The sequence below is a fragment of the Streptomyces sp. SP17BM10 genome, assembly GCF_036322405.1.
GTDB lineage: Bacteria > Actinomycetota > Actinomycetes > Streptomycetales > Streptomycetaceae > Kitasatospora.
In genome coordinates, this window is sequence record NZ_JAQYXB010000576.1 from 141,479 (window position 1) to 161,570 (window position 20,092).

21 protein-coding genes and 1 tRNA gene are annotated in these 20,092 nt (G+C 72.8%); 15 read left to right on the forward strand and 7 right to left on the reverse strand.

Features of this window, described 5'->3' with window-relative positions; genetic code table 11:
- Nucleotides 1-43: 43 nt before the first annotated feature.
- Nucleotides 44-1,231: a CaiB/BaiF CoA transferase family protein gene (locus tag PUR71_RS16785; RefSeq protein WP_329927797.1), complete on the forward strand. Its 1,188-nt coding sequence runs from the start codon at nt 44-46 to the stop codon at nt 1,229-1,231.
- A 134-nt stretch (nt 1,232-1,365) separates the two neighbouring features.
- On the opposite strand, the gene PUR71_RS16790 is transcribed toward PUR71_RS16785, so the two are convergent.
- From PUR71_RS16790 to PUR71_RS16800, 3 genes are all read right to left on the reverse strand, one after another.
- Complete coding sequence (locus PUR71_RS16790; protein WP_329927798.1) at nt 1,366-1,794, reverse strand: MarR family winged helix-turn-helix transcriptional regulator; 429 nt, start codon at nt 1,792-1,794, stop codon at nt 1,366-1,368.
- Nucleotides 1,794-2,210: an SRPBCC family protein gene (locus PUR71_RS16795; RefSeq protein WP_329927799.1), complete on the reverse strand. Its 417-nt coding sequence runs from the start codon at nt 2,208-2,210 to the stop codon at nt 1,794-1,796. Before PUR71_RS16795 ends, PUR71_RS16790 begins: the two co-directional genes overlap by 1 nt.
- A 65-nt stretch (nt 2,211-2,275) precedes the next feature.
- Nucleotides 2,276-3,187, reverse strand: a complete 912-nt coding sequence (locus PUR71_RS16800) for a LysR family transcriptional regulator (RefSeq protein ID WP_329927800.1) — start codon at nt 3,185-3,187, stop codon at nt 2,276-2,278.
- 165 nt (nt 3,188-3,352) lie between these two features.
- On the opposite strand from PUR71_RS16800, the gene PUR71_RS16805 reads away from it, so the two are divergent.
- Nucleotides 3,353-4,231, forward strand: coding sequence for an SDR family oxidoreductase (locus PUR71_RS16805; protein WP_329927801.1), 879 nt, complete (start codon nt 3,353-3,355; stop codon nt 4,229-4,231).
- 530 nt (nt 4,232-4,761) lie between these two features.
- On the opposite strand, the gene PUR71_RS16810 is transcribed toward PUR71_RS16805, so the two are convergent.
- Nucleotides 4,762-5,799, reverse strand: a complete 1,038-nt coding sequence (locus tag PUR71_RS16810; protein WP_329927802.1) for a helix-turn-helix domain-containing protein — start codon at nt 5,797-5,799, stop codon at nt 4,762-4,764.
- A 126-nt stretch (nt 5,800-5,925) separates the two neighbouring features.
- On the opposite strand from PUR71_RS16810, the gene PUR71_RS16815 reads away from it, so the two are divergent.
- Nucleotides 5,926-5,997: transfer RNA gene (locus PUR71_RS16815), tRNA-Glu, on the forward strand.
- 133 nt (nt 5,998-6,130) lie between these two features.
- Here PUR71_RS16815 and PUR71_RS16820 read toward each other — a convergent pair.
- A complete protein-coding gene (locus tag PUR71_RS16820; RefSeq protein WP_329927803.1) occupies nt 6,131-6,757 on the reverse strand; it encodes a TetR/AcrR family transcriptional regulator in 627 nt (208 codons plus the stop codon).
- Nucleotides 6,758-6,864: 107 nt separating this feature from the next.
- On the opposite strand from PUR71_RS16820, the gene PUR71_RS16825 reads away from it, so the two are divergent.
- Nucleotides 6,865-7,533, forward strand: a complete 669-nt coding sequence (locus PUR71_RS16825) for a hypothetical protein (RefSeq protein ID WP_329927804.1) — start codon at nt 6,865-6,867, stop codon at nt 7,531-7,533.
- Between the two features lie 207 nt (nt 7,534-7,740).
- Here the strand turns inward: PUR71_RS16825 and PUR71_RS16830 are convergent, their stop codons facing one another.
- Nucleotides 7,741-8,310 carry a PadR family transcriptional regulator gene (locus PUR71_RS16830; RefSeq protein ID WP_329927805.1) on the reverse strand — a complete coding sequence of 190 codons (570 nt, stop codon included), beginning with the start codon at nt 8,308-8,310 and terminating at the stop codon, nt 7,741-7,743.
- A gap of 109 nt (nt 8,311-8,419) precedes the next feature.
- Between PUR71_RS16830 and PUR71_RS16835 the strand changes: the two genes are divergently transcribed.
- From PUR71_RS16835 to PUR71_RS16870, 8 genes are all read left to right on the forward strand, one after another.
- Complete coding sequence (locus PUR71_RS16835) at nt 8,420-8,860, forward strand: nuclear transport factor 2 family protein (RefSeq protein ID WP_443077467.1); 441 nt, start codon at nt 8,420-8,422, stop codon at nt 8,858-8,860.
- Nucleotides 8,861-8,946: 86 nt separating this feature from the next.
- The gene (locus PUR71_RS16840) at nt 8,947-9,240 is read left to right on the forward strand and encodes a hypothetical protein (protein WP_329927806.1); all 294 of its coding nucleotides are present in this window, start codon (nt 8,947-8,949) and stop codon (nt 9,238-9,240) included.
- Between the two features lie 24 nt (nt 9,241-9,264).
- The gene (locus PUR71_RS16845; RefSeq protein ID WP_329927807.1) at nt 9,265-10,068 is read left to right on the forward strand and encodes a class I SAM-dependent methyltransferase; all 804 of its coding nucleotides are present in this window, start codon (nt 9,265-9,267) and stop codon (nt 10,066-10,068) included.
- A 457-nt stretch (nt 10,069-10,525) separates the two neighbouring features.
- A complete protein-coding gene (locus PUR71_RS16850; protein ID WP_329927808.1) occupies nt 10,526-10,909 on the forward strand; it encodes a CU044_2847 family protein in 384 nt (127 codons plus the stop codon).
- A gap of 10 nt (nt 10,910-10,919) precedes the next feature.
- Nucleotides 10,920-11,858, forward strand: a complete 939-nt coding sequence (locus PUR71_RS16855; RefSeq protein WP_329927809.1) for a trypsin-like peptidase domain-containing protein — start codon at nt 10,920-10,922, stop codon at nt 11,856-11,858.
- On the forward strand, nt 11,845-12,843 hold the full coding sequence (locus tag PUR71_RS16860) for a hypothetical protein (protein WP_329927810.1): 999 nt from the start codon (nt 11,845-11,847) through the stop codon (nt 12,841-12,843). The genes PUR71_RS16855 and PUR71_RS16860 overlap by 14 nt, the downstream gene beginning before the upstream one ends.
- 11 nt (nt 12,844-12,854) lie before the next feature.
- On the forward strand, nt 12,855-13,742 hold the full coding sequence (locus PUR71_RS16865; RefSeq protein ID WP_329927811.1) for a substrate-binding periplasmic protein: 888 nt from the start codon (nt 12,855-12,857) through the stop codon (nt 13,740-13,742).
- 96 nt (nt 13,743-13,838) lie between these two features.
- Entirely contained in the window at nt 13,839-14,684 is an 846-nt protein-coding gene (locus PUR71_RS16870; protein WP_329927812.1) for an SAM-dependent methyltransferase, read from the forward strand.
- Between the two features lie 111 nt (nt 14,685-14,795).
- Here the strand turns inward: PUR71_RS16870 and PUR71_RS16875 are convergent, their stop codons facing one another.
- Nucleotides 14,796-15,662, reverse strand: a complete 867-nt coding sequence (locus PUR71_RS16875; RefSeq protein ID WP_329927813.1) for a LysR family transcriptional regulator — start codon at nt 15,660-15,662, stop codon at nt 14,796-14,798.
- Between the two features lie 201 nt (nt 15,663-15,863).
- On the opposite strand from PUR71_RS16875, the gene PUR71_RS16880 reads away from it, so the two are divergent.
- The 3 genes from PUR71_RS16880 (at nt 15,864) to PUR71_RS16890 (ending at nt 20,061) form a co-directional block, all read left to right on the forward strand.
- Entirely contained in the window at nt 15,864-16,595 is a 732-nt protein-coding gene (locus tag PUR71_RS16880) for an SDR family NAD(P)-dependent oxidoreductase (RefSeq protein ID WP_329927814.1), read from the forward strand.
- 198 nt (nt 16,596-16,793) lie between these two features.
- On the forward strand, nt 16,794-17,822 hold the full coding sequence (locus PUR71_RS16885; protein ID WP_329927815.1) for a glycosyltransferase family 2 protein: 1,029 nt from the start codon (nt 16,794-16,796) through the stop codon (nt 17,820-17,822).
- A 214-nt stretch (nt 17,823-18,036) separates the two neighbouring features.
- The gene (locus PUR71_RS16890) at nt 18,037-20,061 is read left to right on the forward strand and encodes a transglycosylase domain-containing protein (protein WP_329927816.1); all 2,025 of its coding nucleotides are present in this window, start codon (nt 18,037-18,039) and stop codon (nt 20,059-20,061) included.
- Nucleotides 20,062-20,092 lie beyond the last annotated feature (31 nt).

Consider the following 20,092-nt stretch of genomic DNA (forward strand, 5'->3'; position numbering starts at 1 on the left):
CACCCGGGTAGGTCCTGATCCGTTCTCGACGGAGGGAGTCCGGGTGTCACTGCCGCTGGCGGGTGTCACGGTGATCGCGGTGGAACAGGCGGTGGCCGCGCCGCTCGCGACCAGGCACCTGGCCGACCTCGGGGCCAGGGTGGTGAAGATCGAGCGGCCGGACGGCGGTGACTTCGCCCGCGGCTACGACCACAGCGTCGACGGGCTGGCCAGCCACTTCGTCTGGCTCAACCGCGGCAAGGAGTCGGTCGCCCTCGACCTGAAGGCGCCGGAGGGCCGCGCCGTGCTGGCCGACCTGGTGGCCGGCGCCGACGTCTTCCTGCAGAACCTCGCCCCCGGAGCCGCCGCCCGTCTGGGCTTCGGCTCCGCCGAACTGCGGGCCCGGCACCCCCGGTTGATCACCGTCGACCTCTCCGGCTACGGCTCCGGCGGTCCCTATCAGGACAAACGCGCCTACGACATGCTGATCCAGTGCGAGTCCGGCCTCGCCTCGGTGACGGGCCCGCCCGAGCGGCCCGCCAAGACCGGCGTGCCGAGCTCGGACATCGCCGCCGGGATGTACGCGCTGACCGCGACGCTCGCCGCCCTGGTCGGCCGGGCCGGCACCGGGCGGGGCACCGCCGTCGAGGTGTCGATGTTCGAGGCGACCGCCGAGTGGCTGGGCCACCAACTCCACTACACCCAGGGCGCCGGACACTCCCCGGGCCGCGCGGGCCTGTCCCACCCGGCGATCGCGCCGTACGACGCCTACCCGACGGCCGACGGCCGCGAGGTCATGATCGGCATCCAGAACGACCGCGAGTGGGCCCGCTTCGCCACCGGCTTCCTGGACCGTCCCGACCTCGCCGACGATCCCGAGTGGGCCACCAACGTGGCCCGCGTGCGCCGCCGCCGGCTCGTCGACGCCCTGGTGGGCGGCCGGACGGCGACCATGACGGCCGACGAGGCGATCGAACTCCTGGACACCCTCGCCATCGCCTCCGCCCGCCTCAACGACGTCGCCGACCTCCTCCACCACCCCCAACTCGCCGCCCGCGACCGCTGGCGCCCTGTGGCCACCCCCGTCGGCGACGTCCGCGGCCTGCTCCCCCCGTTCACCTTCGCCGACACCGAACTCCCCATGGGCCCGGTCCCCGCCGTGGGCGCCCACACGGACACGGCCCTGCGCTCCCTCGGCTACCCGGACGAGCGAATCGCCGCACTGCGCGCGAGCGGGGTCCTGGGCGGCTGATGCAGTGACCGCAGAGGTTCGCCGGCTCGGCGCCGGCGGGGCTCGGCCGGGTCATCGGGATCGGCCGTGAGGACCTGCCCCGCCTGCCCGCCCGACGAGGCGCCGCCTTCCGGCGCACCAAGGCCTGGAAGGAGTCACGCCTCGGGGGTGGCCAGGCGGCGGAGCAGCGTCAGGGTGTCCTCGCGGGGCACCGGGCGGAAGAACTCCTCGTCCACGGCCTCGACGGCGGCGATCGCGCGCGGGGCGAGGTCGGCGCCGGTCGCCGTGATGCGCAGGCGCTTGGCGCGGGTGTCGGCGGGGTCGACCTCGCGCTCGATCAGGCCCTTGGTCTCGAGCGCGCGCAGGACCTGGGAGGTCATCTTGACGTCGGTGCCGGCCTGGCGGGCGAGGGCGAGCTGGTTGGGGTGCTCGCCCCGGGAGTTGAGCCACCAGGTGCAGGCGAGCAGGACGAACTGGACGTGGGTGAGGTCGAGCGGGCCGAGCGCGGCGGCGATGTCGCGCTGCCAGCGCAGCGTGGCGTGCCAGAGCAGGAACCCGGGACTGTCGCCGGGGCCGGCCGGCATCAGCCGCGCGCCAGGGCGACGAGGGCGGCCATGGTCGCGGGCCAGTCGGCGGTGACGGCGGGGCCGAGCTGCGGGCCCGTCAGGTCGACGGTCTCGCCGGTGATCTCCAGACGGTAGGTGACCCTGGTGCGCAGCCGCTCACCGCGGTCGAGCCGGTGGGTGGTGCGCAGGACGAGGCCGTCGATCCTGGCCTCGTCGACGAAGAGTTCGCCGGTGGTGGCCTCGGCGATGCGCAGGTGGACGGGGTCCTGCCCGCAGGGGGTCATGACGATGCCGGTGCCGGCCTCGAACGGGCCGTCGATCCGGACGCTGACGATGTCGGCGTTCCACGCGCCCCAGTGGTCGACGTCGGCCCACAGGCGCCAGATGGCCTCGGGGGTGGCATCGGTCTCGACGCTGTGCTCGTACGTCCACATGGGGCGCCTCCGAAAGGAAGAGTCGATCCGTCCAGTAATCTGTCCGTAGATTATCTGTGCGTAGTCTATACCTCCAGGGCGCCACCCGCAGGGTCGCCCGTCAGCAGCGCCTCCGCCGCCTTGCGGAACGCGGCGACCAGGCGGCCGCGCTCCCCGGCCCGCACCGCCAGGACGACGTGGCTCGGCTCGACGCCCTCCATCGGGACGACGACCAGGTCCGGGCGCGGCGCGGAGCGCCCGGGGCCGATCGGGACGAGGGCCACCGCCCGGCCGTCGGCGACGAGTTCGAATTTGTCCTCGTTCGCCGCCACGAGCGGCCCGTCAGGCGCCCGGCGGCCGTCCGGGCGGGGGTCGATCCGCCAGAAGGCGTTCCACGCGGGGTCGGAGCCCCGGGGGAGCGGCTCGTCGGCGATGTCGTCGAGGGTGACGGACGCCCGGCCCGCGAGGCGGTGCCCGACCGGCACCACGAGGGCCCGGGGCTCGTCGTGGAGGACGGTCACGTGCAGCCCGTCCGTCGTGAGCGGCAGGCGGGTGACGACCGCGTCGGCCCGGTGGTCCAGCAGGGCCTGGCGGGCGTCGTTCCAGGCCAGGTGCCGGGTGTGCACGTCCGCGTCCGGGTGGCGCCGGCGCAGCTCGCGCACGGCGGGCGTGACGATGAGGTTGGCCGTGTAGCCGACGGTGATCCGGCTCGGCTCGGCGGCGGCCCGGGTGTGGGCGGCGGCCTGCGCGGCCGAGCGCAGCAGCGCCTTGGCGCGGGGCAGGAACACCTCGCCCGCCTCGGTGAGCCGGCTGCCCTGCGGGGTGCGGTCGAGCAGCCGCGCGCCGAGCTGCTGCTCCAGGCGGCGGATCTGCCGGCTGAGCGAGGGCTGGGCGACGCGCAGCTCGGCGGCGGCGCGGCCGAAGTTGCGGTGGTCGGCGACCACGGTGAAGTAGCGCACCAGGCGGAGGTCGAGGTCCGGCGGGACGGGGTCGGCCATGCCCCCAGCGTACGCCCCGGCTTCCGGGGGCAGCCGCCGACCACCGCTTCGACCTGCGGTGATGCCTGATCCGTATTGCGTGATCCGGAACGGGACTTGGACGGCGGGCGGCCCACCGGCCGACGCTGGAGGCACCGAGCCCTTCCCACGAGGAGTGAATGCATCATGCGCGTGTTCGTCACCGGCGCCACCGGCTTCATCGGCGGTGCCGTCGTCCGCGAACTGCTGGCCGCAGGCCACGCGGTCGTCGGGCTCGCCCGCTCCGAGCGGTCCGCGGCGGCCCTGGAGGCGGCCGGGGCCGGGGTGCACCGCGGTGCGCTCGACGACCCCGGGAGCCTGGGTGCCGGCGCGGCGGCCGCCGACGGCGTCGTCCACCTGGCGTTCATCCACGATTTCAGCCGCTTCGAGGAGTCGGTCCGCGTCGACGGGCGCGCCATCGCCGCGCTGGGCGCCGCGCTGGAGGGCACCGGCAAGCCCTTCGTCGTCAGCTCCGGAACACCCGGGGTACCCGGCCGCGCCGCGACCGAGCACGACTGCGCCGCCCCCGGTTCCCCGGCCGCCGGCCGGGACGCCAACGCCCGCGCGGCGCTCGACACCGCGGCCCGGGGCGTGCGCCCGTCCGTCGTCCGGCTGCCGCGCAGCGTGCACGGCGAGGGCGACCACGCGTTCGTCCCGACCCTGATCCGCCTGGCCCGGGAGAAGGGCGTCTCCGGGTACGTCGGGGACGGCTCCACCCGCTGGCCCGCCGTCCACGTCCGGGACGCCGCCCGCCTCTACCGCCTCGCGCTGGAGGAGGCCCCGGCCGGATCGGTCCTGCACGCGGTGGGCGACGAGGGCGTGCCGATCCGCGAGCTGGCCACGGTGATCGGCCGCCGCCTGGGCGTGCCGACGGGCCCGCTCCCGCCGGAGGAGTTCGGCTTCCTGGGCGCCCTCCTCGGTGTCGACCAGTCGGCGTCCGCCGCCCTGACCCGCGACCTCCTCGGGTGGCAGCCCGTCGAGCCCGGCCTCGTCGAGGACCTCGACCAGGGCCACTACTTCGACTGACCAGGGCCACGACCTCGACCGAACCGGCCGTCGGGGAACCAGACCGCGAAAACCGGCCAGTGCCGCTGGACCGCCGCCGTCCCCCGCGGCCTCGGCCTCGGGGGCAACGCCGTCACGGCCACCACCGACACCGTCTACATCGGGACGAACGACCGCGGCTGCGCCCACGACCTGGCGACGGGTCACCTCCGCTGGCAGGACGAGCCGAAGCGCACCGGCAACGAACGCACCGGCATCTACCGGGCCGCCGACGCCACCGCCGTCCACCAGGGCGGCCGCCGGGGCGTCCACGCGCCGGGCGCGCTGCCGAGGGCCTGAGCCGGCATCACGTTCCCGTCGGCCGACGCAGCACGGCGGCCCGGCACGCTCCCCTGTGGCGTACCGGGCCGCCGGCCCGTCTGGCTGCGCCGGGTGGGATCGAGCCCGGCGCCGGGTGGACGGCGACGCTGCGCCGTTTTCCCCGGGGACGAGGCTGCCAGGTCGCGGACCTGCCGTGTTGGCACTGCGTCGACACTTCCTGCGCTTTGCGTCTACTCGCCCGCGTCCCTCGCCTTCCCCGCAGCAGCGGTGCGCCGGTGCTCGCTCGGGGAGACCCCGTACGCGGCCCGGAAGGCCCGGCTGAAGTCGGAGGCGCGGGGAAGGCCCCAGCGGGCGGCGACGGCCTGGACGGGCAGGGCGCGCAGCGCGGGATCGGCCAGCTCCTGGCGGGCCCTCTCCAGCCGTTGGCGGCGGATCCACGCGGCGACCGTCTCACCCTCCGACTGCTGCGTGAAGACGCGGTGCAGGTAGCTGACGGAGATGTGGTGCGCGGCGGCGATCACGGGCGGCGAGAGCTCGGGATCGTGCAGGTTCCGGCCGATGTACGTCCGGACGTTCTCCACCAGGGCCCGCTGCCGGCCGTCGTCCGGCAGCGCGGCCTCGGCGTCCAGTTCCCTGGCCAGCCAGGCGGCGACGAGGTCGATCACGACGGCGCCCAGCCGGGGCGCCTCGGCCGGTCCGAGGAGGGCGGCCTGGCGGTCGAGCCCGACCAGGAAGTCGGCGAGCAGCGCGCACGTGCCCTGGTGCCCGGAGTACCCCCGGCCCATCAGGTCGCGCACCCGGTCCCGGGGGAGGGGCAACATGGACATGGGGAAGTCGATGCCCAGGGCGTCGGTCCGGGGCGCCTGCGGGCCGGCGCCCTCGGTGGCGCGGCCGGCGATCGCCCGCACGTCGTACGGGTGCGAGCTGTCGAGCACCGTCAGCTCGCCGGGCTCGAACACGTTCGTCCCGGCCCGGGGGTCGCGGGTCAGCGACAGGGATCCGCCGAGCACCAGCGTCAGGTGGCACACCTCGCGGTCGGACTGGCGCACCCGCCGTGCGGACCGCCGGAACCGGGCCGGCGGGAACGACGACTTGAGGAGCGTCACCGGCCCCAGCTCCAACCGCCGCATCTCCGCCTCGAAGTCGTGGGCGTGCGCGCTGGTCATCTCGCTGTCCCTGGTCCGCCCGACCAGTTCCCGCCAGCAGTCGAAACGGTCCTCCGCAGGCAGGTCGTCGCCCCGGAACACGGTCCCCGTACTCCCGGTCAATCCCCGCTCCCTTCCCTCGTTCCCGTCCCCGTCGCCTCACGATTTTCCTCTTCCGATCATGAGCTGGTAACTTCTTATTCGTCGACGGGACGCGGTCGCGGAAGCGAACGGGAGCCGGTCGGTCAGGCGTCGGTGGTGCAGTGGTAGCACGCCCGCTTTCAGCGGGAAGGGTTCGTTCGATTCGGGCCCGGCGCTCCAACTCGCAGGGGCGGGAGTCGGTTTCGGCTCCCGCCCCTGCGCCGTTTCCGCCCCTGCGGCTTTCGACCGGCCAGTTGTCGCGGCCGTTGCCCGATCGACCCGGCGCTCGCCGGGCTCCCGAGCCGGGCCGCGGTCAGGAGAGCGCCGCGAAGCCCGTGCACAGGAGCCGGATGCTCCGGGTGTACTTCTCGTCCTGGCTGACGCGCGGGATCAACGGGCCCATGACCAGGGGGAAGCGCTCGCACAGGTCGGTGTGGAGCTCGGCGGTGACGGGCGGGGGTGCCGACGGCTGGTCCTGTTCCTGGAGGACGAAGCCGGTCGCGTGGCTGAGGAGGGTGTCGGCGGCGATGCCGCAGTGGTCGGCGGGGAGGCCGCCGTCGAGGAGGGTGCGGAGCAGGCGTTCCATCAGGGAGAGGGCGCCGGAGCTGAGCATGCCGGGGCTCTCGGCGAGGAGGTGGGCTCCGCCGGGGTGCCGCTTGATGCTCCGGCGCAGCGTGGTGGCCTGCGCCTCGACGCGGTCCTGCCAGGAGGCGTCGGCGGGGAGGGCGGCCAGGGCTTCGGTGCCCGCGTCGTAGGCCGCGCGGCAGACCCGGTCGGCCATCAGGGCGAGCAACTCGTCCTTGCCGCGCACGTGGTAGTAGAGACTGCCGGCGTGGGCGTCCAGACGGTCGGCGACCTGGCGCATGGACAGGTTCTGATAGCCGACCTCGGCGAAGACGGCCATGCCCGCGTCGACGATGCGCTCCTTGGTGAGCTTCATGCGGCCCACGGTACCGCGTTTTCCAACACCGTTCGAAAGCTGTGCTAGGTTTGCGCCACACGTTTTCGAACGGCGTTGGAAAGCGCCGAACCGGGGGGAGGGCGGGCATGGGGGCGATCCTGTTCAACGTGACCACGGCCGCGCTGATGGTCATGATGGTCAACTGCGGGCTCGGGGTGGTCGGCCGGGACACCCTGCGGGGGCGGCCGCTGCCGTGGGCGGCGATCGTCCTGACGGCGCTCGCGGTCGGCGGCGTCGTGCTCCAGCTGGTCTGGTCGGGCGCCATGGACGCGCTGGACGCGGACCCCGCCAAGTCGGGCTGGTGGCGCGAGTTCACCTCGGTGTTCATGCAGAACGGCGGCCTCTTCGGCGGCCTGTGGAACCTCGTCACCCTCGCCGCCGTCGCCGCGCTCGCCCACTGGTACTGGGGCGGCACGCTCACGCTCGGCTTCTTCCTCGCCGGCATCCTGCTGCCCGGCCGGAGCGACGACCTGCTCGGCCTCGGCGACGGCCCCAGCACCGACCCCCGCAACTTCGCCGGCAGCTCCGGCGCCACCTACTTCCTCGGCGCCACCCTGGCCATCGCCTTCCTCACCCGCACCCGCGTGCCGAAGGAGATCGCCCTGGCGGCCGGCGTCCCGGCGCTGGGCCTGGCGATGTGGATCGCCCAGGAGAACGGCCACGGGCTGGTGTCCGTCTACGGCTTCGTCCTCGGGGCGGTGGCGTGGGCGGTCCGGAGCCGGCTGGTCCGCCCGGCGGCCGAGCGGGCGGCCTGACCCGGAAACCGAAGCGCGGAGCGGCGGCGGGTGCCCGGGGCACCCGCCGCCGTCGGCTTGTGACGAACGAGGTGCCGCGGCCGATCCGGCAGGGCGGGCGATGACCCTTCCGGTACGGGAGCCCCGCACCCGGGGCCGCCCCGCCGGCGCCAGGCCCGGGGGCGTCGGCGCGTGGCCGAGTCCCCGGTGTGGCCGTCGCCCAGGCCGTCAGCGGCGGGCGCGGGCGGCCTCGCGGATGCGGAGGGTGGCGATCGTGCTGTGGCACCAGTCGCGGTTGCCGCGTTCGAAGGCGAGGCCGCGCAGGCAGGTGAGGTAGGGGCCGATGCGTTCGCCGTCGCGCAGGAAGTCGTCCTCGGTGCGGTCGCCGCGCATGGTGCTCAGCAGGCGTTCGAACAGGTCGACCTTGGCCTGGGCGAAGGCGGCCCGCTCCACGAGCCGGGCGATGAGGGTCGCGGGGTCGACGTGGTCGGCGGTGCGGACCTTGACCATCAGGTCGTCGCGGACGAACGAGGGCTTGGCGGACGCGGCGGCGAAGTCGTCGAGTTCGGCGAGGCCGCGGTCGGTGACGCGGAAGACCCGCTTGGTGGGGCGGTTGTCCTGGACGATCTCGCGGCCGGTGATCAGGCCGTCCTTCTCCAGGCGGGTCAGCTCGGCGTAGAGCTGCTGGGGCTGGGCGTACCAGAAGTTCGCCACGCCGAGGTCGAAGGTCTTGGCCAGTTCGTAGCCGCTGGTCTCGCCGTCGAGCAGCGCGGCCAGCACGGCGTGCCGTAGTGCCATCGCCCGGGTTCCCTTCACTCGCCCCTGTTGCCGGACACGCCGTCCATGGTACTCATGAAACTGACTAGTCACATTCATGAGTACCTCTAGCCCGCCAGGAGAGTGCACCGTGACCGCCACGGCCACGACCGCCGACCGTTTCCGCGCCGCCGTCGAGAACCGCGACCTCGCCGCCATGGACGACCTGTTCACCGATGACATCCGCTTCTACAGCCCGGTGAAGTTCACCCCGTTCGAGGGGAAGCCGATGGTGATGGGTCTGTTCGGGGTCCTGCTGCGCACGTTCGAGGACTTCCGCTACGTCGGCCACCACACCGGCACCGCGGAGACCAGCGCCGACGGGACGGAGGCCGACACGTCCGTGCTGCTCTTCCGGGCCACGGCCGCCGGCAAGCAGATCCACGGCATCGACCTGCTGCACTTCGCGGACGACGGCCGGATCAAGGAGTTCACGGTGATGGTCCGCCCGCAGTCGGCCGTCCAGGCGCTCGGGCAGGCGGTCTTCGCGGGCCTCGTCGCCGACGGACTCGTCCCGGCGCCCGCGCAGTGACGGTGGCTGCGTTACCGCCGCTTCGACGGCCACCTCGGCCTCATCACGGCCGGCCGGCCGTGAGCGGACCCCGGTACGATCGCGCGGTGACGAACGAGGACCAGGACGGACTGCCCGAGGGCTGGACGATCGAGCGCATCCGCACCGCCTCGGGGGACTCCGAAGCCGAACTGCTGTCCCTCGCCCGGCTCGTCGTCGTCGAGGTGTACGGCAGCGCCGGGTGCGAGGCCCTCCGGCCGAGCATCATCATCTCCTTCCACGGCCTCTGCCTCGTGAAGGCCGGCGACGACTGGTACATGGGGGACCTGGCCTCCGACGGCTCCATCCACTGCTGGGCGCCCTACGGCCCCGACTTGGGGGATGCGATCCGCGGCCTGTGAAACGGCCTCTGCGAGAATCGGCGCATGGCTGATCGAGACGAAGACACCGGCTACCTCCTCGACAACCGGCGGGAGGAGGCCGGCGTCCGCTTCGGCGCCCTCGCCGAGATCTTCGACCCGGTGACGTTCCGGCACGTCGACCGGCTCGGACTCGGCGCGGGCATGCGGGTCTGGGAGGTCGGCGCCGGCGGCCCGTCCCTCCCGCTCGGGATGGCGCAGCGCGTCGGCCCGACCGGGACGGTGGTCGCCACCGACATCGACGTGTCGTGGACGAGCGGCATCGCCGGCGGCCCGATCGAGGTGCTCACCCACGACGTCGTCGCCGACCCGCCGCCGCCCGGCGGGTTCGACCTCGTGCACGCCCGGCTCGTCCTCGTCCACGTGCCCGACCGCGCCGAGGCGCTGCGCCGCATGGTGGGCGCGCTGCGCCCCGGCGGCTGGCTCCTCCTGGAGGACGCCGACCCCGCGCTCATGCCCCTGATCTGCCCCGACGAGTCCGGCCCCGAGCAGCGGCTCGCCAACCGGCTGCGCAACGGCTTCCGCGAGCTGATGGCCGCCCGCGGCGCCGACCTCGCCTACGGGCGCACCCTGCCGCGCGTGCTGCGCGAGGCCGGGCTCGCCGACGTGCGGGCCGACGCGTACTTCCCGATCACCTCGCCCGCGTGCGCCGTGCTGGAGGCCTCGACGGTGCGGCACGTCCGGGCCCTCCTGGTCGAGAAGGGCCTCGCGACGGACGAGGAGATCGACCGCCACCTCGCCGCCGTCGAGAGCGGAAAGCTCGACCTGGCCACCGCTCCGTTGGTCTCGGCCTGGGGCCGCCGCGTCTGACCACCTGTCAGGGTCCTCTCCGGCGGGTTCGCGGCCAACCCGGTCGACTCCAAGCCGTGGAAAGGCCTGGCGCGGGCCATCGGCAAGGCCCGCGGCCCGCTCTACCGGCAGCTGACGCTCCGGGCCCACGCCCACCGCCTCGCCTCCCGGTACGACGGTGAGGGGCAGGTGCCCTGGAGCGAGGCCCGCAGCCGCGAACTGTTCCTCGCCAACACCCCGGCCGGAGGCGATGTGGCGGCGGTCGGCCGAGGACTTCGTCCGCGAACCGGCCGCAATGTCCGTCGGCGGTAACGATCCGGTGACAGGGGTGCAGGGTGCGTGCTGGGGCGGGCAATTGGATGCGCTAATCTGACTAGCCGCCTACGGATCTGACGCCTCATCAGCCACACTTCTGATCGGACGCGACCGGACCAGGCGCATGTGCACCGCAATTCGACCTCTTAGGGACGTGACGTGCATGGCTGACTCCACCGGCTCCGCGGGCTCCACCGGCTCCACCTCCGAGACGATCGAGGTCCACCTCGGCGACGGCACGACCGTCTACGCCGCCGTCCGGGACGGCCGGGCGGGACGCGACGCCGGGGACGCCGGCGCCGTCTCCACCGCCGTGCGGCACACCTTCGACCAGGTGCGCGAGACCGTGCAGGCCGTCGGCCAGTGGGCCAGGGACACCGCCGTCAAGTGCGGCGACCCGTCCTCGTTCGAGGTGGAGTTCGGAGTCACGCTCTCCGTCCAGGCCGGGCGGCTCATCGGCGTGCTGGCCGAGGCGGGCGGCGAGGCGAGCCTGAACGTCCGGCTCACCTGGGACCACGCCACCGCCGGCACGGCCGCCACCGCGTAGGGCGGCCCGCATGGTCCTGAGAGCCGGCGGCCCGCACGACCCCGCCGTCTGGCTCGCCGACGGCGCCACGACGTTCCTGGGCAGCGGGTTCTTCGTCGCCCCCGGACTCGTCGTGACCTGCGCCCACGTCGTCCACACCGGACAGGTGAGCGGGCCGGTCACCGTGCACGGCGTGCTCGGCGCGGAGGAGGTGCTCTCCGTCGAGCTGTGGCCGCCCGCCCGGCCCGCCGGCAGCGCCTACTACCCCGCGCCCGATCTCGCCGTGCTGCGCACACCCGTCCGCGAGGGACGTCCGGTCGCCGTCCTCGCCACGACGGAGGCGCCGGCCGGCACCGAGCTCTCCGCGCACGGCTTCACCACGGCCACCCCCGCGGACGGCGTGCAGCCGGACAGCGCGCGGCTGACGGTGGCCGGGCTGTCGGGCGGCTTCGTCCGGCTCGTGAACGGGTGGATCCGCAAGGGGCTCAGCGGGAGCATGGTGGTCGCCCCCGGCGCCGGGCAGGTGGTCGGCGTGGTCAAGGGGACCGAGGACGACGGCGACCCGGTGGGAGGGTGGATGACCCCGGTCGGGCAGCTGCGGGCGTTGCTGGACCTGCCGGCGACTCCCGCGGTCCCGACTGCCGCGCGTCCGCCGGCCGACCGTCAGGAGTGGGCCGACGCGCTGTTCCGGATACCCGCGTTCGACGACGAGCGGGCACGCCACGACCTCGTCCGCCGGATCAACGACGCACTGCCCCCTGACCAGGGCATCCGCCCGCGCGGCGACTCGCTCGCCCTGCCCCACCTGGAGCTGATCGCCGGCGCCTGCCTCGACAACCTCGCCCCCTGCGTCGCCCTCCGCGCCCTGGTCGCGGCGGTCCGGCGGCTGGCCGGCGGGCACCGGGCGGTCGGCGACCTGGAGGCCCTGCTCGCGGGGAGCTGTGGAGGCGGCACACATGCGGCAGCTTGACGAACGCGCGGTGCACGTCCTGGCGGCGGCGCTGAAGGAGATCCCGCTGCTGGAGAACGGGGACCGGCGCGCCGACCTGGTGCACAGCATCCGGGAGGCGCCGGGCGTCGTGGAGTTCGAGGTCACGTTCGACAACGCGACGCACACCCACCTCACCCGGATCACCCGCTCGTGCATCCAGCACAGCAACGCACCCGCGGCGCGCCGGGCGCTCTACGAGGAGGCGCGACGCCTCGCGGGCGGCCAACGGGCGGTCTCCTGGCTGCGGTTCTTCAACGCCGTGCTCGATTCGCGGCACACGGACGCCTTCAAGGAATGGCTGCTGGAGAACGGCGGTCTGCTGCTGACGCAGGGCTGGGGGAGCAGCACGGCTCCCGGGATCCCGGATCCGCTGAGCGAGTTCACGTGGCTGGTGGTCGGCGGGTCGCAGGCACAGATCCGGGAGTTCTGCGACGGCATCCCCGGGCTTCCGGGCTCCATCACGGTCGTCATTGCGCCGGCCGGCGGCGAGCAGCCTGCGGAGCGGGAACACGAGGAACCGGCGACGGGGAGCCGCCGCAGGTGGTGGCTGGTCGGGGGAGTTGCCGCCGCTGCCGTCCTCGCGGCGGTGATCTGGGCCGTCGTCCCGGCTGGTGACGATCGGCCGACGGTGTCAGAGCAGGTGCCCTGGGACACGGCGATGCTCTCGCTGGACAGCGGCGACGGCAAGAAGGTCGCGGCGGCCACCGTCGACGTACCCGCCGGAAGCACCCGCCTGGTGCTTGCGCTGAACCTGAGCGACCCGAACCCGGGCGGCGGTGCCTGCCCCAAGACGACGGTGGACGTGACGATCGGGGATCAGACGTTGCCCGACCTGCCGTTGGACTACGTCGTCCAGACGAGCGTGCCGAAGGGCCGGACGAGCCTGACGCTGAAGCTCACACTGAACACTCCCGACCACTGCAAGTTGCTCATCAACACCGGCACCGTCGACTTCAAGGGCTGAGGGGTTCCGCCGTGATCGCCGTTCGCCGTTTGCGCATGCTCGCCGTCGCCGTCGCCGTCGTCCTGCCGCTGGTGCTCGTCGCCTGCTCGTCCGGACCGGTCCGGCCGGCGCCCTTCGACGGGACGGTCCGGGTCGGGTTCAAGACGGCGGCCCCGGGCATGTCCGTGCAGGACCCGAACGGCATCTTCCGGGGCTTCGAGCCCAGGCTGGTCGCCAAGGTGCTGGGCGACGCGGGCGTGAACTACTCCTCCGTCCCGCTCTCCGCCCAGACCTGGCAGGACGCCCTGCTGGACGGCAACACCAACCACAACGGGGTCGACGTCGTCGTGGCGGACATCTCCGACACCGCCGACCGCGAGCAGAAGTTCGACCTCGCCGGGCCGTACCTGAAGACGCCGCTGGGCGCCCTCCTGCCGGCCGCCGCCTCCACGATCAAGGTGCAGCGCCAGGAGGACCTGTCCGGGCTGCGCGTCTGCACCATCGCGAGGACCACCGCCCGCGCCCTGATCGACAACGAGGTCAAGCCGAAGGTGTCGGTCGACGCCCTCGTCCCCGACGACTGCCTGAAGGCGCTGGACGACGGCACCGCCGACGTCTTCGTCTCCGACTACCTCGTCCTGCGCGGCATGGCCGTCAACGTCAAGGTGAACGGCCAGACCCCCTACGTCATGGCGGAGGGCAGGTTCGGCCGGGTGCAGACGCTGGTGGCCGCGCTGCCCCCGGGGCACACCTCGGCCTGCCAGTGGCTGCGGGGCCGGCTCGACGCGTACGTCAAGAGCCAGGCGTGGGTGACGGAACTGCGCAGCAACTTCAACTTCGGCGCCGACGTGACGGACGACAACCTGCGCCAGGAGTTCCAGCCGCTGATCAGTGTCTCGGACAACCTCTGCGCGAAATGACGCGGGGAGCGTCCCGCCGGTTCGCCTGCGATCCGCCGTTCACGTCACGTAAAGTGACCAAGAGGTAGCGGAACGGCGCGAGGAGGGTGCGGCGGCATGGCCGAGGAGAGCATCGCGGACGCGGTGGAGACGGCGCGGCGGTACTACGGGAGCAGCGAGGTCGACGGGTTCTACTCCGCCGTGTGGGGCGGGGAGGACATCCACACCGGCATCTACCTCGACGCCCACGAGCCGGTCGGGACGGCCTCCCGGCGGACCTGCGAACGGGCGGCGGCGAAGGTCGCGCACCGCCTGCGGACCCCGGGGGTCACGGTGCTGGACCTCGGCTCCGGGTACGGCGGGCCGACCCGCTTCCTGGCCGGGACGTACGGCTGCCGGGTGACCGCGCTCAACATCAGCGAGCCGCAGAACGAGCGCCACCGCCGCACGAACGCGGAGCGCGGGCTCGGCGGCCTGATCGACGTCGTGACCGGCTCGTTCCAGGACGTCCCGTTCCCCGACGGGCACTTCGACGTCGTGTGGTCGCAGGAGGCGTTCTGCCACAGCCCCGACCGCGACCGCCTGCTGAGCGAGGTGGCCCGCGTCCTGCGGCCGGACGGCGACCTCGTCTTCACCGACGTCATGGCGGCGGACGACGTCGCCCCGGAGTCGCTGTACGACGTGGTCGCGCGCCTGCGGGTGGAGAGCCTCGCCACCCCGGGCTACTACGAGAAGCGACTGCCCGAAGTCGGCCTGAACGGCGTGGACTTCGACGACCGCACCGAACAACTGCTCACCCACTACGTCCGGCTGGACGAGGAGACCCGCCGCCAGGCCGAGACCCTGCGCGGCCTCGTCGGCCCGGCCTACCTGGAGGGCCTGCTGGAGAACCTCCCCCTGTGGGTGGCCGCCTGCCGAGCGGGCGACCTGGCCTGGGGCATCTTCCACGCCCGCCGCGACTGACCGTCCGGGCCCGCGACCGGCGCCGGCTTGCAACCAGCCCCTGGGCGAGGGAAGCGGCCCGGGGCATCCGGGGCTCGGAGGCGGGTCAGTGCTCGTCGGTCAGGCCAGGCGTCAGGTCGCCGGACCCGTACGAGGATGCTCAAGCCGGCAGCCGTGACCGGTGGGTGATCCGGCGCGGCGCAGCGCCGTCGTGGCGATGGACAGGAACTCCGGTACGGGGTCCGTCTGCTCGCCCTGCGGGACCGCCAGGCAGGTTTCGACCGGTGCGGAGTCCGTGACGGGGAGGTAGCGCAGGTCGGGCCGGGAGTAGGAGCCGGTGATGCTCACGGGGACGAGGGCGATGCCCTGGCCGGAGGCGATGAGTTCGAACTTCTCGTCCAGGGAGGAGGTGCGCCGCGTCCGGGCGTCGAGGACCGGTTCGCCGGCGAGGTCGGCGGTGGTGAGGCTCGCGCGGTCGGCGAGCCGGTGGGTCGCGGGCAGGCAGGCGACCTTGGTCTCGCGGCCGATCGGGACGGTCCGCAGACCGGTGGCGTCGAAGGGGTGGCGCAGGTAGCCGACGTGTGCGCGGCCGTCGCGCAGGGGCGCGTCCTGTTCCCACCAGCGCAGCGGGAGGACGTCGACCGTCACGTGCGGGTGGCGCGCGCTGAACTCCCGTATCGCCTCGGACACGTGCAGGCCGGGGGAGAACGCGACGACGAGCCGCCGTTCGCCCCGCGCGGCCTCCTGGACGCGGCGGACGGCGGCGTCCACCGCCGTCGTGATCCGCTGCGCCTCCTGGTACAGCTGCCGCCCGGCCGCCGTCAGCTCGACGCTGCGCGTGGTCCGGGTGAACAGTTCGCAGCCCAACTCCTGCTCGAACGCCCGGATCTGCCGGCTGAGCACGGGTTGGGTGATGAACAGCTCCCGGGCCGCCCGGCCGAACTGCCCGTGCTCGGCGACCGCGGTGAAGTAGCGGAGCTTGCGCAGGTCGAGGTCCATGTCCGCACGCTACCAAGGCCCGATCAATGCCCGATCAACACCTGATCCGCATCCGAGCAGTGTCCGACTCGCGCCCGACTCGCGCCCGACTCGCGTCCGATCCGTGTCGATTCACGGCCGCCGGGCACCGATGCCCGCACGGCATCAATGCGCTCGAAAGGGCATTGGACGGCCGCCGGGGCGGCCCCGGAGACTCGGATCATGACCGCCATCCGAAGCACCGACACCCGAAGCACCGACACCCGAAGCACCGCCCTCGTCATCGGCGCCTCCCGCACCCTCGGCCTCGGCCTCGCCGCCGAACTCCTCCGCCGCGGCTGGGACGTCATCGGCACCGTCCGCGGCGAGCGCCGGACCGGCCTCCACGACCTGGCCGACGCGTCCGGAGGACGTCTGACCGTCGAATCCCTGGAAATGACCGATCCCGACCTGATCGCTGCCCTGCGTGACCGGCTGGCGGCGGCCGGGCGCACCCTCGACCTGCTCTTCGTCAACGCCGCGATCACCCGCGGCGACCTTCCGATCGGGCACGTCCCGACGGACATGTTCACCGAGGTCATGGTGACCAACGCGCTCGCCCCGATGCGCGTCGTCGACGTGCTCGGCCCCCTGGTCGCGCCGGCCGGGACCATCGGCGTCATGTCCTCCGACCAGGGCAGCCTCACCCTCAACACCGACGGCGGCCAGGATCTCTACCGGGCCAGCAAGTCCGCGCTCAACCAGCTCATGCGCTGCTATGCTGCCCGGCACGCCGCGGGCGGCCGGACCCTGATCCTGATGGACCCGGGCTGGGTGCGGACCGAACTCGGCGGCCCCGAAGCCGATCTCAGCGTCGAGGAGAGCGTCCCCGGAGTGGCGGAGACGATCGAACGGCACCGGGGCAGGACCGGTCTGCACTTCGTCGACCACCAGGGGCAGGTCGTGCCCTGGTGAGCGCCGGCGCAGTGGCTCCGCGGCCCGACCCCGGTCGGCCGCGGACACGGCGGCAGCACCGGAACGCAAACTGCAATCCGTCCGCTGTTGGCCCAACGATCGTGCGTGTTCCCTACACTGGAGCCACCGCAGATCACTGTAGGTGATGGAATCGCCGGCCCTGCCCGGCCCGTCCGCCTCTGAGCGAAAGGCCGCCCCATGGCCCCGCGTCTGTCCGTCGTCGTCCCGGTCTACAACGTCGAGCGCTACCTCGAGGAGTGCCTCGACTCGATCGCGAGCCAGTCCTTCGAGGACTTCGAGTGCGTCATGGTCGACGACGGCTCGACCGACGACAGCGCCGTCCTCGCCAAGGCCTACGCCGAACAGGACCCGCGCTTCCGGCTCGTCCAGCAGACGAACAAGGGCCTCGGCGCCGCCCGCAACACCGGCTGGCGCCACCTCACCCCCGGCACCGAGTACCTGACCTTCGTCGACAGTGACGACACCCTGCCGCCGCACGCGTACCAGCTCATGATCCGCACGCTGGACGACACCGGGTCCGACTTCGCCACCGGCAACGCCATGCGGCTGCGCACCAGCGGCCTCACGCCCTCGCACGGCCACCGCCGGGCCTTCCGCGAGACCCGGCTGCGCACCCACATCAGCGAACTGCCCGCGCTCGTCACCGACCGCACCGCCTGGAACAAGGTCTACCGGCGCTCCTTCTTCGACGGCGCGGGCATCCTCTACCCCGAGGGCCTCCTGTACGAGGACGCACCGGTCAGCGTGCCGCACCACTTCCTCGCCGAGCGGGTCGACGTCATCTCCGAGCCGATCTACCACTGGCGGGTGCGGGAGGACGGCGCGCTGTCCATCACCCAGCGCAAGACCGACCCGCGCGGCCTGATGGACCGGGTCCGCTCCATGGAACTCGTCCGCGAGTGGCTGGCGGCCCGCCCCGAGCCGGAGTACGCCGAGTACCTGCGCGCCTACGACCGGAACTGCCTGGTCGAGGAGATCCCGATGTTCTTCTGGTCCCTCCCGGACGGCGACCGCCCGTACTGGGAGGTCTACCAGCGGCACGTCAGCCGCCTGCTCGGCGCCATCGGCACGGAGCAACTGGCCGGCCTGAACGCCCAGCTGCGCCTCAAGTACAGCCTGACCCTCGCCGACCGGATGCGACGCTTCGTGGCGCTCCAGCGCCTCCACCGCATCGTCCGCCGCACCCGCCAGGCCGCCCGCCGCTGACCCGGGCTCGCCCGCGGGGCGAGGACGCCCCAGCCGGTGCGGTGGCCGTGGGTGGTGAGGCCTGCGTTGAGGGCTCCCGGCCCGGGGAGGCCCGCATTCCGCCTCGTAGCAAGGCTGTGACAAACAGGTGACAGTGCTGCGCGGACTTCTGTTCGGTTCTCTCATGTCGTGCACGTATGGTCGCGGCATGCGAGAGAAGCGGCGGGGAACAGGTGTGAACAAGCTCGGGGCCGGTGTGAAGCTGCTCGGTGTGAGCGGCATAGCCGGGGTGGTCGTGGCGGGCATAGCCCTGCCGGCCGTGGGGGCGGTCGGGCTCGGGGCGCAGTCCGCGGCGGACGACTTCCAGAACCTCCCGGACGACTTCAAGACCCCGCCGCTCTCCCAGGCCTCGACGATCTACGACGCGCAGGGCGGCGTCATCGCCACCGTCTACGACCGCGACCGCACGATCGTCCCGGGGGACCAGATCTCCCCGCTGGTGAAGACGGCCCTCGTGGACATCGAGGACAACCGCTACTTCGAGCACGGCGCGATCGACCTCAAGGGCGTCCTCCGGGCCCTGAACAAGAACGCCGCCACGGGCAGCAGCCAGGGCGCATCGACGCTCACGCAGCAGTACGTGAAGAACGTCTTCGTGGAGGAGGCGGGCGACGATCCGGCGAAGGTCCAGGAGGCGCAGCGGCAGACGGTCGGCCGCAAGATCCAGGAGCTGAAGTACGCGATCAAGGTCGAGGAGACCCTCAGCAAGGACCAGATCCTCACCAACTACCTGAACATCACGTACTTCGGGCAGCACGCCTACGGCGTCGAGGCGGCGGCCCACCGCTACTTCGGCGTCCACGCGAAGGACCTCACCCTGCCGCAGGCCGCGCTGCTGGCGGGCCTGGAGCAGTCGCCGAGCGGCTACGACCCGGTGGCCCACCCGGACGACGCCAAGACCCGGCGCGACACCGTGCTGAAGAAGATGGCCGAGTTCGGGCACATCACCAAGGACCAGGAGCAGCAGGCGATCGCGAGCCCGCTGGGGCTGAACATCCAGGCGTCGCCGCAGGGCTGCATCACGGCCAAGCAGGGTGAGGGCTTCTTCTGCGACTACGCGCGCCAGGTGGTGCTGACCGACCCGGCGTTCGGGAAGAACGCGGCCGAGCGCAAGGCGCTGTGGAACCGCGGCGGCCTGCAGATCCACACGACGCTCGACCCCAAGGCCCAGGCGGCGCTCAACGACTCGGTGACGAGCCACGTGAACCCGGGTGACCTGGCGGCGACGGCGATGAGCATCGTCCAGCCGGGCACCGGCAAGATCCTCGCGATGGGCCAGAGCCGCCCGTACGGCGTCGACGACTCCAAGCACGAGACGCAGATCAACTACAACGTCGAGAAGTCGATGGGCGGCGGGTCCGGTTTCCAGACCGGGTCGACGTTCAAGCCGATCGTCGCGGCGGCGGCCCTGGAGGCCGGCATCGCGCCGAACCAGAGCTACACGACGGACTACAGCATCCCGTGGCCGGCGATGAAGGACTGCAACGGCGGCAAGTTCCCGTCGACCGAGACGCTGCACAACGACAGCCCGAACCTCAAGGGCCAGTTCGACATGAAGACGGCGATGGCGCAGTCGGTCAACACCTACTTCGCGAAGCTGGAGGCCGACGCCGGGCTGTGCTCCGTCGCCCAGATGACCAACAAGCTGGGCATCACGGCGCAGGCCGGTGGCGAGAAGCTCCAGGTCGTGCCGTCGATGACGCTGGGCAGCAACTCCCTGACCCCGCTGGAGATGGCGAACGTGTACGCGACGTTCGCCGCGCACGGCACCTACTGCAAGCCGACCGCGATCACCTCGGTGACCGGCCCGGACGGCAAGCAGCTGGCGGTGCCGGGCGCGAACTGCACCTCGGTGATGTCCTCCGACACGGCCGACACCGTCACCACGATGCTCAAGGGCGTGGTCGAGGACGGCACCGGCAAGCCGGCCGGTCTCGACGGCCGTGACAGCGCGGGCAAGACGGGCACCACGAACGGCAGCCGCCAGGTGTGGTTCGTGGGGTACACCCCCGAGATGGCGGGCGCGACGGTCGTCAGTGACACGGCCGTCCAGAAGCCGCTGGACGGGCAGCGGATCGGCGGCAAGACCGTCGACCAGGCCTTCGGCGGCACCCTGGCCGGGCCGATCTGGAGCGGTGCCATGGACGGCGCGCTGAGTGGCGTGCCGGCGGGCACGCTGACGACGGTGCCGCTGCCGTAACGGCGGACTGCTGCGGCAACGGATTGTCGCG